The organism is Enterobacter chengduensis, from assembly GCF_001984825.2.
Lineage (GTDB): Bacteria > Pseudomonadota > Gammaproteobacteria > Enterobacterales > Enterobacteriaceae > Enterobacter > Enterobacter chengduensis.
Genome location: NZ_CP043318.1, coordinates 4,768,734 through 4,782,996, shown reverse-complemented (window position 1 = coordinate 4,782,996; position 14,263 = coordinate 4,768,734). Strand labels below are relative to the sequence as shown.

General features: G+C 44.0%; 10 protein-coding genes and 1 pseudogene. 8 read left to right on the top strand and 3 right to left on the bottom strand.

Annotation, left to right across the window (positions count from 1 at the left end):
* Complete coding sequence (pitA, locus tag FY206_RS23185; RefSeq protein WP_032644613.1) at positions 1–1,500, bottom strand: inorganic phosphate transporter PitA; 1,500 nt, start codon at positions 1,498–1,500, stop codon at positions 1–3.
* Between the two features lie 228 nt (positions 1,501–1,728).
* Between pitA and FY206_RS23180 the strand changes: the two genes are divergently transcribed.
* The 8 genes and pseudogenes from FY206_RS23180 (at position 1,729) to FY206_RS23145 (ending at position 13,050) form a co-directional block, all read left to right on the top strand.
* Complete coding sequence (locus FY206_RS23180) at positions 1,729–2,931, top strand: BaiN/RdsA family NAD(P)/FAD-dependent oxidoreductase (protein ID WP_045890221.1); 1,203 nt, start codon at positions 1,729–1,731, stop codon at positions 2,929–2,931.
* Positions 2,932–3,073: 142 nt separating this feature from the next.
* On the top strand, positions 3,074–3,916 hold the full coding sequence (locus FY206_RS23175) for a TnsA endonuclease N-terminal domain-containing protein (RefSeq protein WP_080500343.1): 843 nt from the start codon (positions 3,074–3,076) through the stop codon (positions 3,914–3,916).
* Positions 3,903–6,025: pseudogene (locus FY206_RS23170) on the top strand (transposase). Before FY206_RS23175 ends, FY206_RS23170 begins: the two are co-directional and overlap by 14 nt.
* The gene (locus FY206_RS23165) at positions 6,025–7,473 is read left to right on the top strand and encodes an ATP-binding protein (protein WP_077064402.1); all 1,449 of its coding nucleotides are present in this window, start codon (positions 6,025–6,027) and stop codon (positions 7,471–7,473) included. Before FY206_RS23170 ends, FY206_RS23165 begins: the two are co-directional and overlap by 1 nt.
* Before the next feature lie 40 nt (positions 7,474–7,513).
* The gene (locus FY206_RS23160; RefSeq protein WP_001324699.1) at positions 7,514–9,070 is read left to right on the top strand and encodes a TnsD family Tn7-like transposition protein; all 1,557 of its coding nucleotides are present in this window, start codon (positions 7,514–7,516) and stop codon (positions 9,068–9,070) included.
* An 11-nt stretch (positions 9,071–9,081) separates the two neighbouring features.
* Positions 9,082–10,008: a hypothetical protein gene (locus FY206_RS23155; RefSeq protein ID WP_000262423.1), complete on the top strand. Its 927-nt coding sequence runs from the start codon at positions 9,082–9,084 to the stop codon at positions 10,006–10,008.
* A 352-nt stretch (positions 10,009–10,360) separates the two neighbouring features.
* Positions 10,361–10,660 carry a helix-turn-helix domain-containing protein gene (locus FY206_RS23150; RefSeq protein WP_001097216.1) on the top strand — a complete coding sequence of 100 codons (300 nt, stop codon included), beginning with the start codon at positions 10,361–10,363 and terminating at the stop codon, positions 10,658–10,660.
* 563 nt (positions 10,661–11,223) lie between these two features.
* On the top strand, positions 11,224–13,050 hold the full coding sequence (locus tag FY206_RS23145) for an AAA family ATPase (protein WP_001239419.1): 1,827 nt from the start codon (positions 11,224–11,226) through the stop codon (positions 13,048–13,050).
* Between the two features lie 168 nt (positions 13,051–13,218).
* On the opposite strand, the gene copM is transcribed toward FY206_RS23145, so the two are convergent.
* Both copM and silE read right to left on the bottom strand, forming a co-directional pair.
* The gene (copM, locus tag FY206_RS23140; RefSeq protein WP_077064401.1) at positions 13,219–13,569 is read right to left on the bottom strand and encodes a CopM family metallochaperone; all 351 of its coding nucleotides are present in this window, start codon (positions 13,567–13,569) and stop codon (positions 13,219–13,221) included.
* A 147-nt stretch (positions 13,570–13,716) separates the two neighbouring features.
* Positions 13,717–14,148 (bottom strand): silver-binding protein SilE, encoded by a 432-nt coding sequence (gene silE, locus FY206_RS23135; RefSeq protein ID WP_000790485.1) that lies wholly within the window; start codon positions 14,146–14,148, stop codon positions 13,717–13,719.
* Between the last annotated feature and the right edge of the window lie 115 nt (positions 14,149–14,263).

Here is a 14,263-nt window from a genome sequence, read left to right as displayed (position 1 = left end):
TTAAATCAGCTTCAGCGAAATCCAGTACAGACCGCCAGACAGCAGGATAGAGGCCGGAAGGGTGAACACCCAGGCCATCAGAATGTTGGTTACGGTTTTGCGCTGCAGGCCGCCACCGTCAACAATCATGGTACCCGCCACGGACGAAGAAAGTACGTGGGTGGTTGAGACAGGCATACCGGTGTAGCTCGCCAGACCGATAGAAACCGCCGCCGTCATCTGCGCGGACATTCCCTGCGCATAGGTCATGCCTTTCTTACCGATCTTCTCGCCGATGGTGGTCGCCACGCGGCGCCAGCCAATCATCGTACCGATACCGAGCGCCAGCGCGACCGCCATGATGATCCAGATTGGCGCGTACTCAATGGTGTTGAGCATATCGCCTTTCAGCTTCTTCAGGAGACGCTGGTCGTCAGCATTCACGTCAGGCAGCTTCGCCACTTTATCCGTTACATCAGAGATGCACAGCATAATGCGACGCAGCTGACCACGCTGCTCAACGGTCAGTTTGTCATAGCTTTCGATATTGTCCAGCATGCCTTTCGCACGTTCCAGCGCGTTGATCGCGTTTGCCGGATGGCAGTGGAATTCGCCCGGCGCGGTGGTAGCACCGGCTTCCGGAGACGGGATCAGCTGGTCAACGCCGGTCGCTTTTTTCAGCAGCTCAGGGTGCTGCTGGAAATAGGTTTCAACGTTGTTGACCGCATCGCGGGTACGGGTGATTTCGTAGCCGGAGGCGTTCATGTTAACCACGAAGCCTGCCGGAGCAACGCCGATCAGTACCAGCATCACCAGACCAATGCCTTTCTGGCCATCGTTCGCGCCGTGTGAGAACGCCACGCCGATAGCGGAAATGATCAGGGCAATACGCGTCCAGAACGGCGGCTTTTTCTTGCCGTCTTTCTTTTCACGCTCTGCTGGCGTCAGGTGAATACGGGAGCGTTTTTTGGTATTGCTCCAGTAACGACGCAGGATGAAGATCAGCCCGCCGGCCACCACCAGACCCACGATAGGGGAGACGATGAGAGAGGCAAAGATCCCCAGTACTTTCGGGATGTTTAACGCATCAACAACAGATGTACCGGTCATCAGGGCGTTGGTTAACCCGATACCGATAATCGCGCCGATGAGGGTGTGAGAACTGGATGCAGGCAGGCCGAAATACCAGGTACCGAGGTTCCAGATAATTGCAGCTAGCAGCATTGAGAACACCATAGCGAGGCCATGGCCAGAACTTACGTTAAGCAGCAGATCCGTTGGCAGCATATGCACAATGGCATACGCAACGCTCAGTCCGCCCAGGAGGACACCAAAAAAGTTAAATACCGCCGCCATAACAACCGCAAGCTGCGATCGCATTGCGCGAGTGTAGATAACCGTCGCTACTGCGTTTGCAGTGTCGTGGAAGCCGTTGATCGCTTCGTAAAACAGTACAAAAACCAGAGCAAGCAATAATAAAAGCCCGGTATGTAAATCCAGGCCGGCAAACAAATGTAGCATAGGACGTTACGCCATTTTGAGGACATGAACGCGGCGCATTATCCAGGACAAATGCACGGCGGGCAAAGTGAAATATAGACTTTTTTTGACATACCACCTGCTTTGGGAAAAGTGCCCGAAAGGATATTCTTTAAATTTCAATGAAATGGCTTTGTAATATCTTTTTACGCTGGTGTGACCACAGAGGAAACTTTACAATCCGCGGCAGTGAACAAAGAGGGTTTTGACGTGGAAAGGTTTGATGCCGTAGTAATTGGCGCCGGTGCGGCGGGTATGTTTTGTGCGGCGATGGCCGGACAGGCGGGTCGTCGCGTGCTGCTGCTGGATAACGGTAAAAAGCTAGGCCGTAAGATCCTGATGTCCGGCGGCGGGCGCTGCAACTTTACTAATCTGTATGTTGAGCCCGCGGCCTATTTGAGCCAGAACCGTCATTTTTGTAAATCTGCGCTGGCGCGTTACACCCAGTGGGACTTTATCGATCTGGTGGGCAAGCACGGCATCGCGTGGCATGAAAAGACGCTGGGACAGCTGTTCTGCGACGACTCCGCGCAGCAGATTGTCGACATGCTGGTGGCCGAGTGCGAGAAGGGCGGGGTAGTGATGCGCCTGCGCACGGAGGTGCTGGAGGTCGCCCGCGACGAACAGGGCTACACGCTGCAGCTGAACGGTGAAACCGTCAGCGCCGATAGCCTGGTGATCGCCAGCGGCGGCCTCTCTATGCCGGGCCTGGGCGCTTCCCCGTTCGGCTACAAGATTGCCGAACAGTTTGGCCTGAAAGTTTTGCCTACGCGCGCGGGCCTGGTGCCGTTCACGCTGCATAAACCGCTTCTGGAACAGCTTCAGACGCTGTCCGGCGTCTCTGTTCCCTCCGTTATTACCGCCGAAGACGGCACGGTGTTTCGCGAAAACCTGCTTTTTACCCACCGCGGCCTCTCCGGCCCGGCGGTCCTGCAAATCTCCAGCTACTGGCAGCCGGGGGAATTTGTCTCGGTGAATCTGGTGCCGGACAGCGATCTGGACGCGTTCCTCAATGAACAGCGCGCCGCGCACCCGAATCAGAGCCTGAAAAATACCCTGGCGATGCAGCTGCCAAAACGTCTGGTGGAGTGTTTGCAGGTGCTGGGGCAGATCCCGGACGTGTCGCTTAAGCAGCTTAACAGCCGCGAGCAGGAGATGCTGGTGGAGACCCTGACAAACTGGCGCGTTCAGCCAAACGGCACCGAAGGCTACCGTACCGCGGAAGTGACGCTGGGCGGCGTTGACACGAATGAACTCTCTTCCCGCACTATGGAAGCGCGCAACGTGCCGGGGCTCTATTTTATCGGCGAAGTGATGGATGTGGCCGGCTGGCTTGGCGGGTACAACTTCCAGTGGGCGTGGGCGAGCGCCTGGGCCTGCGCGCAGGCGCTGGCAGATGTCCGAGGACAATAAAGTTGTACACAAAGCACTAAAGTTGTAACCATTCTCAAAAAACGACGCTAATGTTGTATACTTACTGAATGTGTGGTTATAGGGTTGGAGACTATAAAATGCACATATAGGTACGTATCAATGTCGTTTTTAGGGTACGATCATGGCTAGGGGTAGGCGTCTCAAATCCTATTTGGATTATGAAAATGCGCTAGGTGACGGCATAGGAGTGGGCTATGGCCAAAGTTATCAGCCCTGGCTTAGAGCTCAGGACGTTAAATCCCGTGGAAACCGTTCGATAGTCTTTGGCCTTAAGACGTTTCGAAACCATCATCTCCTTTCTTCTGTCGAAAGTAACTTTTTCTATCTGGCTGAGTTTAATGACTCGGTGATTGATATCCGGGAACAATTCCCACTCTTTCCTCTCCGGCTTACCCAACAAATAGCAAATCATCAACATTTTCAACATCCTATGGTGAGGGGAGTAAGAGGAGTACCTGTCGAAGTTCTGAATGTTATGACAACCGATTTTTTACTGACCTTGAGAACTCCTGAAGGCGGACTTCGATACAAAGCTATAGCAGTAAAACATAACGAGAGCATACCTGAACGCGAAGCCCAAAAACTTGAAATAGAGAGGATGTTTTGGCAGTTGATTGATGTTGAGTTTCAAATTTATGTTGGCTCGGAACTCAATAACGTCGTCGGTAAAAACATTTGCTGGGCTACTTCTGTATTAAGAGATGGTTCTGAATTTTATGATAAATATCCTCTTGATAAAATCCTATGGAAGCTTAAACCAGATGTTTATCCCATAGTAGGACTACGTGCAATGATTTCATCAATCTTTGGGGTAGATGCACAAGAAGCGATGATGTTATTGCAGGCAATGATTGGATTAAAAATGATAAATGTTGATTTATCATATCCAATACTCGAAACCGGTCTGATAAAGATAATTTCCAATGACCACTATATAGGACTGAACGCAAATGGATATTATTAGGAATTCAGTCTGGCTCTCTCAAGGCACTGATTTGCTTGCAGAGGGACTTTACCGTGTTTTGGATTTTGACAGAAAGGTCGATTTGTTAATTTTGTTTAAAATAAAATCAGAAAGAACGGGTAAGCCAATCCCTTTCTCATTTTCAATGTTTAAATATTATATTGAATCAAATAGCATAACTTGTAAAGATTATATATATCCTTCATATATGTTAGTAGATGAGAAAGAATTAACAGATAAAGACAGAGGAAGGCGAGATGAAAATTACAATATCATTAAAGATCTTGTAGATGACAGAATGTTTCTGTTCGACTATGCATTACATAAAAAGTCGCACCTTTTAATGGATTACTCAAGAAATAAAAAAATATCACAATATACTATCAGAACGCTTCTGGCGTTGTATTGGCGACATGGGCAGGATATTTATGCATTGCTACCCGCATTCTCGAACTGTGGCGCCGCTGGGAAAAGTAGAATCAAACATGAAATTAAACTTGGGAATTCCAAAAAAACAGAGCATTACCTAATGAACGATCACGTGTTTTCATTCTTAATGAAAGAGATATAAATAATATTAGAAAATCTCTCATTACGTATCATTATAAAGTTAACGGAGATACGATAAAGAAAACATTAGAGAGACATATTGATTTGTATTTTAGGGATGAAATTAAAACAGCAAACCTAGAAAATAGAGCTCCATATGTTCCTTCTTTAAAACAATTTTCATACTGGAATAAAAAACTCTTCACTAAAGATTTCTCGATAAATAAGAAGAACACGAAAAAAGAAATAGACCTCAAAATGCGGGCGCTTTTAGGTAGTGTGGCTAATACAACTGTTTTGCCGGGTGATGTTTTCGAAATAGACTCAACTGTCGCTGATGTACATCTTATTTCGAGTTTAAACAGACGAAAAGTCATTGGGCGTCCTACTATTTATACAGTGGTGGATCGTGCAACAAGAATGATTGTTGGCCTTCATGTTTCTTTATACCATGCTTCATGGCGAGCCGCCCGACAAGCGTTAGCAAATTGCTTTATGCCAAAAAAAGAATATTGTAGATTATTTGGAATCTCTATTACTGATGATGATTGGCCTTGTTCTCACATTCCATTAACATTGATGTGTGACAACGGGGAGATGATTGGTCTTAAACCTCAGGAAGAGATGACCCCCCTGACAAAACTTGAGTTTGCGCCAGTCGGTAGAGGCGACAGAAAAAGCATTGTTGAACGCTGTTTCGGCATTCTGAATGATGAGGTTATTCATAGGCTTATTGGAACAACACGAAGGGGAAAGATTGTTAAAGGAGAGCCAACACCGCAATCCAGGGCTTGTTTAACGATTCAGGAGGTCACGTCTTTACTGATTCGGGAGATACTTGCACATAATCAGAGAACGTATGAGGAACTGGCTTATATCAATCCCTTACTGATTGAAAATGATCTCGTAATATCACCAAAAAATAGTTGGATGATAAGCTTAAAGCACGGGAGATTCAGCGCAAGAGCCGTTGGGGCCGACGAAGTGATCGCACGATTGTTAATCCCTGTGAACGCTAACATTACCGCCGGTGGGATTCAGTACAATAATCTTTTTTATGAATGTGATCCTGAAATTGCATCAGGTGTCAGAGTATTTGGAAGAACCACTTGTGAAGCAAGAATAGATGACAATTGCGTAGATTATATATATGTAAGATTTGACAAAAATAGCATTTTCAAAAAACATTACCTACTTAAGAAAAGAGATGTATTTAAAGGGAAAGCTCATCTTGATACAGATGTAATGGCTGATTGGGTAGATACTCAAAAAGAAATTAATTTATTTACTCTGGATTCGCTCAGCAATATCAATAATAAAGATGAATTTAACAGGAAAGGTAACGAAAGATTAAATGAAATATACGAATCTCGCCGGGTACATGGTAAAGATATTAAAAAGAACAGGAAAAATGAACTTGATTCATTAGGGCGAACTCATGTTGCTAATGGAAGATCTGAACCCCTACTTCCTTCATCCAGTAATGTTCTGCTTTTGCCTGGCCGGGAGGAGAAACAAAGATGGTTAAAAGGTAAGAAGAAGACTGAGGACGCAGAATAATGAATCTTATACGGCGCGTTTCAGCGATATATAAAGAACAGGAGTTACCTGAGTATCGTGGCAATCCCTTAATTGAAGCACTTCCTGAAGCGCTTACGGAAGATGAAGTACTTCTGGAAATGAGTTATTTCCCCGAAATTGACGAAAAAATCCGCTGGACTGCCCCGGCGAATGTTAGAGAGCAGTATGTCGAACGTATAAAGAAATTCCGTTGCCCTCAAACCAATCTTATCCAGGCTTATAAGATGATCTTACGGGCACTTAGGGAAAGCTATGCAGCTCGTAATCCTTTAAAAAGCGGAACAATTCAATATCTTCATTACTATGGAAATGAGCGTCCTGATATTGAGCCAGAAAGTGGATATTTTAAATCCCAGGCTGAAACTATTACGATAGTTGGAATGAGTGGTTCTGGAAAAACTACCATGATTGAGCAAGTCATGGATCATTTCCCTCAGATTATAGAACACAGCAGCTATAAAGGAGTTTTTCCCGGCTTCAGTAAGCAAATTGTATGGGTAAAGATTAATTGTCCATACAATTCAAGTGTGAGAGACCTTTGTGAAGAGATTTTACAAAAATTAGATGATGCAATTGGTATTGAACGAACTACACCTGAGATTAGAAATGGTGCTCTGGCTCGCCAGATTGCACAAAGAATTAAATCATCATTTTTGGGTATCCTTGTTATTGATGAAATGCAGAGGCTTAAATTTTCAAGAACCGGGGGTGAGAGTAAGTTGATTGATTTTTTACATGAAATTGTAGATTCCATGGGGGTATCTATGGTTTTTTGTGGAAATCATCCTTTTGACGAGATGCTGACAAAGAAAATGAGAATTGCCAGGCGGGCAGAGTCTGGTGGTTACATGAAAATTAAGAATGTTAGATACGATTCACAAGACTGGCAATCGTTTATTCATTATTTATGGCCATTACAATGGACAAATGTTGAAACTCCATTAAATGATGAGTTAAACGAAAAATTATTCATTTTATCTAAAGGCAATATTGGATTGGCTCAGATGATTTATCGGGGGGCACAATTAAAGGTTATCGGTAGCGGCAATGAAATCATCACTGGCGCAGTCTTGTCGGCCTCTGTACCGGTACTCGTGAGTCATACGGAGGAATATAAGGATACTCCACTCCCGGGGGCCGCGACTGAAGATGAGGAAGCTAAATGGCTCTCTGCATCTAATGAGGGTGATGCTTCGGCTAAAATCATGGCAGAGAAGTCCCTAAAGTCTTTGATCCCTGGGGATATAGACAGGCCACAGCACAAGGAATTCGTAGGAAAAATAGACGAGGTTTTGCGCAATTTCGACGAGAAAATACTGTCTCTTGACCACGATCTTGTTATCAACAGAACAGCTGAAAAGAAAAATACCTACGATGCTCTTCAGCGTTGCGGGCTTATAAATATAGATCCACTTAATAAATTGTAATGAGGTAACAGTTCGTAACGGTCAAAGAGAGGTGTGGGAAATGAGAATGTTGCCTGTTTTGCCTGATGAATCCTTGTTCAGCCGGTTTTGTCGGACAACTACCGTGTACGGTATGTCCCCATCTTCTCTGTTAACGATCATTTTCAACAAACCTGATATGAACGTCCATCCAATTCTCAATTCAGGATTAAAGGCTATTTCTCTTCATACATCCGAAAGTGCAGATCAGCTCTGGCATGAACAGACTTTACTCCCTCTTTTTGCCTGGGCACTACCAATCAGTCGTAATGAAATTATGGATTTCAACACGACCCCTGCCAGGCTTAATCGATTGTGCCGCCTTAGTAATTTTTCACTAGGGCAGCGCACACTATTGAAGTTTTGCCCGGTTTGCGCTCGTGAAGATACTTTTCATTATGGTGTTACTTATTGGCATCTGGCGCATCAGCTTCATGGGGTTACAACCTGCCATCGGCATCCGGTAGCGCTTGAAAGCATCCATGTCCCTTCTTCACCGCACATACGTATTGGACTGATGCCTCCTGTTTCGTATACAGAACAACTTAGCAATGAGATAGACTTCGATTTTGCTAAGTTTTGTTATGAGTCCCTAAATATAATCAGAAGAAAAGATATTACACACCCCAATTACATGGATGTACTTAAAAAGTTGAATTTATTATCATTGGATGGAAATTTAAAGAAAAATGTATTCTACGCACATGTTTATGCTAAGTGCCAGTTATTTGGGGAGGGTTCATCGGGACTTATACCAACATCCCTAACTGATTATCATTACTGGGAGCCTATACTCAAAGACAAATGTTGTCAGCATCCCACAAAGCATCTTTTGCTTTGTTATTGTTTGTTAAATACTTGCTGGCCAACGTATGCAGGAAGTCGTACTAATAAAAAGAAAGAAATCTTTAAAAGTCATAAGAAATACAGTTTTCATATAGTTGAAAATAATACTAGTGTTAGCAACCTTGGGAAGGAATTTAGTCGCAGCAGATGTTACATTAAAACACTTATTTATAAAAAATACCTGAGGGCGTTTAAGCGAAACACAAAAATTAATATATTCACTGAATTGCTTATCAAGTCTATGGCTGTAAGGGGGTTTAGTCTGGCATCCATAGCTGAGAAAAACTCATTATCGGAAGGAGCTGTATCCTCTGTAATTTCATCTTGTTACGGTTTATGCTCATGGCGTAAAAAATGTAAAAAAGATTCTTTAAGACGGCGTCATAAGCAGAAAATATTAAGATTTATACATAATCAATCCGTTTCTATAACACGAAAGTTAGTCAAAGAAAGTTGTTATGCAAGTTTCTATTGGCTAAATAAACATGAATGTGACTGGCTTAATTCCTGTCTTCCTAAAACAATACGATGCTATAAAAATAAAAGAGTAGACTGGAGCGAGAGAGATATTATCTCATCATCATTAATAAATGATGTTTTATCTCAGGGGCAGTACTCGATGTCACTTACAAGTCTAGATGCTTTACTGGGAGGGCATGGCTGGCTTTTGAAATACAGAGATAAACTACCAATGACAATGATACTTCTCAGAAAAATGGAACTAATTAAATAAGAGGGAGTTATATGGTTTACGAAAATGAATTGTGGCACAGTTTTCTTCTGCGTTCACAGATAATGTATAACTTATCCAATTGCAGGAACATAATATCAAAGCATGGCGCACTAAGGTACGATGCCTTTCCTCGTTTCGAACTGATTGATATGTACAAATTGCATAGCTTGCAGGATATATATGACATTCTTGCCACTAGAAATGGTTATATACTAACTTCCAATATAGTGTCGTTATCTTCTGGTGTTTACGGGTATTTTAACGCTGTTGAAGATGCCTGTCGGAAAAATTTTCACATAACTAATTCATATCCATTGGTAAACATCTCAAACATTCGTTACTGTCACAAATGTATTGTTGAAGATATACACTCTAAAGGCATTGGTTATCTGCGTCATAGATGGTTGTTTGAATCTAAATGTGCAGTTCATAGTACCAGTTTATATGAGGTTTGTTTTGATAACTATTTGAATGCAGTGAAAGGACTTAGTGACTTAATTATAAGTGGAATAAATCCTCATGGTTATTGTTCCCTTGTGGTTGACGTTTCAAACCCTTTCAAAAATCCAGTGTATATATTACCATGTGCACGTAATAAAATTTTAAAATGGATTTCGGACAATAAAAATATGCTGATTTACTTTCTCTTTGATCTCTTCAAATGTAAGTCGCATTCAAGTTTATCTAAGGTTATCGAAGTCAAGATAATGCATGATAGATATATTTCTGCGGTGTTCAAGATGTTAAGTGAAGTTAATTTTTGTAATTTCAACTCATTTATTTCTGATATTTTTGAGGACGTAAGTTATGCCTCTATCGGACTTGATGATTATTCTGTTAATGTGCATTTTCTCAGGCTAAGGGCTGCAGATTGTAAATTTTGCCAGTTGAATGGTAAATATTTTTGCTCACTTTACAATGTAAAACTTCTTCGCTAATTTCACTTCATTTATAAAATACTAAGAAAGCTAGTTAGATAAGGTTTTATATTTTGACTGGGGCAGGAATAAATTATCACTCATAGAGTTTCCCTGGGGGTTACCACCTGTGTATGATGCCGGTTAGCAACAACGTCTAAAAGACCTGCGATCACGTGGGTCCCTCTCCAGCAAAGGGGCAAGGGGTGCTATATAACGGTGTACTGCTTACCCAATACGGCCTTGTATTTGAAAGATGCCGCATCTTGGCAGGATTCGTATTACAGCCTATAGTCTGTTAATGAGCATTACAGCCTATATGCTGTAAATCCCTGCGTTATGCTTGTTAACTCGTCGATACGGAAGGTCACTTATGAACACTCAATACGCTTTGAAGACTTTGAATCAGTTACGTCCTGTTTTAATCGGCTTTCGCAAAGCCAATGGACTGACGCAAAAAGATGTTTCTGAACGTTTGGGTATAACACAGCAAACTTATGCCCGACTAGAGGCCAACCCTGCAAGTGCGGGTTTTGAGCGTTTGTTTAGGGTGTTCAGCGTCCTTGGAGTGGAGATCGTACTTTCATCCAGGGAACCATTGTCAGATGCAAAGCCCGAATACGGAGCTATGCACAATTATTCTTCACTTCCAGCCAGGCGGGAGAAATGGTGACGCCTGGCGCTTCCCGGTCTAATTTTTCTTCAACAAGATTAACCCCTTAGCGGCCTGAAGTATCAGGTTGCGATAGAGCCTTTCATTTCTTCTGTTATGTTAAATACACCATTTTGAGCTATTTCGCTCGGCCTTAAATTATCTCTTCATTCTTCAGTGAAAATTTTATGTCGATCACATTATCGATGAATTTAGGAAATAATCCGTAAATGAAAATCTATCTTCTTTTAAATTCATCAGTGTCAGTAGCAAATATTACGCATAAAAGAATGGTTATTATTATCATTTAAATTATAAAGCTCATGAGTCAATTCCAAAAAATATAATAAGCATTGAAATCATTACCCGTGATTCTGGAGTTTTAACTTTGCCATGTAACCAACCACAAGTTAGTTTCCGGTGTTTTGAGGGGCAGTAAAGTTCTGAAAGCGCGACCAGATCATAATCCCGAAATGTCGTTAAGATATTCTGAATAACGGTTATCCCTGCTTGTTGGCAGGCATTTGAAAATATATTTTGTATTCAGGTTGCAGCAAAACGCTTTCTTACACACAGGACTTCATATGCGGCTCAGAAAATTAAAACTGAAAAACTTCAGAGGCTACAGAAACTCTACTGAAATCATTATTGATGAAAGCATGACGGGTATTGTCGGTCGTAATGACTTTGGGAAATCAACGCTTCTGGAAGCGCTGGCTATTTTTTTTGAAACAGAAGGAATGAAGGCTGACAAGAATGACATGAACTGTTTCAGCCTAAGAGAAGGGGACGGCCGTTTTGAAATAGCCTGTGAATTTGATGACCTGCCCGATTTTATCATGATCGACGACAGGGTGCAGACCACGCTCGCCTCAGAACATCTGCTGAATGAGGACGGCAATTTTGAAATCGTCAAAACGTTTAAAGCAACGACCTCAGGAAAACCGGAGCAGACCTGCATCCGCTGCATCCACCCGGATGAGGAGCCCCTGAGAAATTTACTGGGCATGAAAATTTCTGAGCTCAAGGCGGTGGGAAAAGAAGTTGAAAAAAATGTGGCGGATAAACGCACTGCATCGTTATGGCGTCAGGCCATCAGGGAAGCCGCAGCCCCCTATACCTGTTCGGAAATTATGCTGGATGTCGATAAAGAGTTCGGAACCGACACAAAATCATTATGGGGTAAGATCCTCGATTTGCTGCCCACGTATGCGATTTTCAAAGCCGACAGGGAAAGCAGCGACGGGGATTCCGAAGCTAAAAACCCCTTACAGCAGGCCGTAAAAGACGCTCAGGCTGCGCTGCAGGACAAAATTACAGCGCTGGAAAATGAGATTCAGGACAGCGTCCTGGATGTCGCACAGAGAACGCTGGATAAATTACGTGAAATGGCCCCCGAACTCGCCAGTGAACTGACTCCACGATTTAAGGAGAAACCCAAGTGGACCTTCAATTTCACCCTGGACGGGGAAAATGGCATCCCCATCAATAAGCGCGGCAGCGGGATAAGGAGGCTTATCCTGTTGAATTTTTTTCGGGCTGAGGCTGAAAAGAATGTCGCGGGGACGCCCAGAAATGTGATTTATGCCATAGAGGAGCCTGAAACGTCACAGCATCCGAACTATCAGATGATGCTGATGAAAGCGTTACTGGCACTGGCAGGCCAGCCGCACCGTCAGATTATCGTCACCACCCATGTCCCGGCGCTGGCCGGATTAATCCCTGTCGAAGGCGTACGTTATGTTACCCGAAATGAGGCGGGTGAACCCGTAGTAAAAATGCCGGATGACGCAGTGCTGAAGGAAGCCACTGAAAGCCTGGGGGTGCTGCCAGAGACCGGTATGGAAAGGGCGCAGGGGATTGTTCTGGTAGAGGGAAAGTCGGATGTTACTTTCCTGAGGCATGCGGCCAGTTCATTAAAACAGTCAGGTGCGCTGCCAGCCTCTCTGGAGGACGTGAAAATAGTGCCAGTCCTCATAGGAGGGTGTGGTAGCGTCAAACACTGGGTTACATTGAATCTGGCCAAAGATCTGGGGCTTCCCTGGTGCGTATTTCTGGACTCCGATATTGGGGGAGACCCTGCACAGGTTCTGTCCATCCAGAAGCGTAAAAAAGAAGTAGAGGAGGCCGGTAAGGTATTTTTCGCTACGCGCAAACGTGAGATAGAAAACTATCTGTGCCCGGATCTTATCGAGGAAATTACTGGTGTAGCCGTCACGTTTACGGACACCTGTGACGCTAAAAAAATAATCGGCCGGGCTGTGGGAATGAAACCCGATAATGTACTAGATAAATTCTGGCCTCAGATGACATCAGAAAGAATCATCTCAAGATCAACCTATCATGACGGAACGCAGGAGAGAAGCGAGCTGGTTGAGATCCTGAGCGACATTGTATCCATGACGAGATAATGTATTAAATAAGCATCTCAGGTGCATATATTCCGGTCCTCAACAAAGGACCGGAGTACAGAGTAGTAAAAACCCGAAATTAATCGGGTTTGAATTATATAAAGATTAACCGACTCCCGCGCCCAGGAACGATGTAAAATCACGCTTGTCGTGACATTTCTACAATGTTTACTTTTGACTATCAAGCCATTTATTCATCTGCTCAATTTCACCTTTTTGAGCTTTAATGATGTCCTGCGCGAGCTTTCTCATTTTCGGATCTTTTCCGTATTTGAGCTCGGTCTCAGCCATTGCTATTGCCCCTTCATGGTGCGCTACCATGCCTTTCGCAAAAGCCTTGTCGGGATCGGACTCATTTACGGCAGCCATCATTTTGTCATGCATGTCTTTCATGCCAGCCATATATTCCTGTGACGAAGCCGAGGTAGACATATCAGTCATTTTCATTTCTGAATGTTCTGCTGAAATCGCTGGCAGGGATAACATTAATACTGCAAATAAAGAGTTTCTGGCTTTCATAAAAAATATCCTTTTAGCGTTGATGCCCGTTAACTGTAGCAGAATCTGATAAAAATGCCCCCTGTAGGGGGCAAAGATGTTGCCATATATCCGGTTACGGAAAAATCTATCAAGGAAATAAGGACAGCACAGATACTTCCCTCGCCGTCAGCCTGCACTGAGCATGCGACGATGCGCTTCGGCCATGGCCTGATGTGGGCCAGACTGACCGTTATTCATAAATTCATGGGCAACTGCAGCTCTTTCATGCTCATTCATTGCCGCTAATGACTTCGACGGCCCGGTAGGGGAAACGGTCTGACTTCCCATCATCCTCTGATGACTTTCCACCATTTTCTGGTGCGCATCCGCCGACCCGTTCGTCATGGTTTCATGAGCAATAATGGCCTGTTCATGCTGGTCCATACCGGCCATACGAGGTGCAGTCCCCTGGATCCCGACAGGAGCCGCAGCAGACTGCATCTGGTGAGCAGGTGCCTGTGCATTGTTGACCCGCTCATGGATATTCACGGTTTCAGTGGCCCAGGCCGAAGAAATTAAGCCAAAGCCCAGCAAGGATGCTAATACGATATTTTTCATGATAACTCTCCATTTCTTAATTAGTGATGTCCGGGGGAGTACAACCGGTGTTTTCAGTTCCATAACTGAAACAGGTTCGGAAGTGTTTATTTCTCCGGGAGGGGACTGGATATTC

What these genes read in the sequence shown, in the direction of transcription:
- pitA (WP_032644613.1), bottom strand. Translation starts at nt 1,500, where the DNA reads ATGCTACATTTGTTTGCCGGCCTGGATTTACATACCGGGCTTTTATTA.
- FY206_RS23175 (WP_080500343.1), top strand. Translation starts at nt 3,074, where the DNA reads ATGGCTAGGGGTAGGCGTCTCAAATCCTATTTGGATTATGAAAATGCG.
- FY206_RS23165 (WP_077064402.1), top strand. Translation starts at nt 6,025, where the DNA reads ATGAATCTTATACGGCGCGTTTCAGCGATATATAAAGAACAGGAGTTA.
- FY206_RS23160 (WP_001324699.1), top strand. Translation starts at nt 7,514, where the DNA reads ATGAGAATGTTGCCTGTTTTGCCTGATGAATCCTTGTTCAGCCGGTTT.
- FY206_RS23155 (WP_000262423.1), top strand. Translation starts at nt 9,082, where the DNA reads ATGGTTTACGAAAATGAATTGTGGCACAGTTTTCTTCTGCGTTCACAG.
- FY206_RS23150 (WP_001097216.1), top strand. Translation starts at nt 10,361, where the DNA reads ATGAACACTCAATACGCTTTGAAGACTTTGAATCAGTTACGTCCTGTT.
- FY206_RS23145 (WP_001239419.1), top strand. Translation starts at nt 11,224, where the DNA reads ATGCGGCTCAGAAAATTAAAACTGAAAAACTTCAGAGGCTACAGAAAC.
- copM (WP_077064401.1), bottom strand. Translation starts at nt 13,569, where the DNA reads ATGAAAGCCAGAAACTCTTTATTTGCAGTATTAATGTTATCCCTGCCA.
- silE (WP_000790485.1), bottom strand. Translation starts at nt 14,148, where the DNA reads ATGAAAAATATCGTATTAGCATCCTTGCTGGGCTTTGGCTTAATTTCT.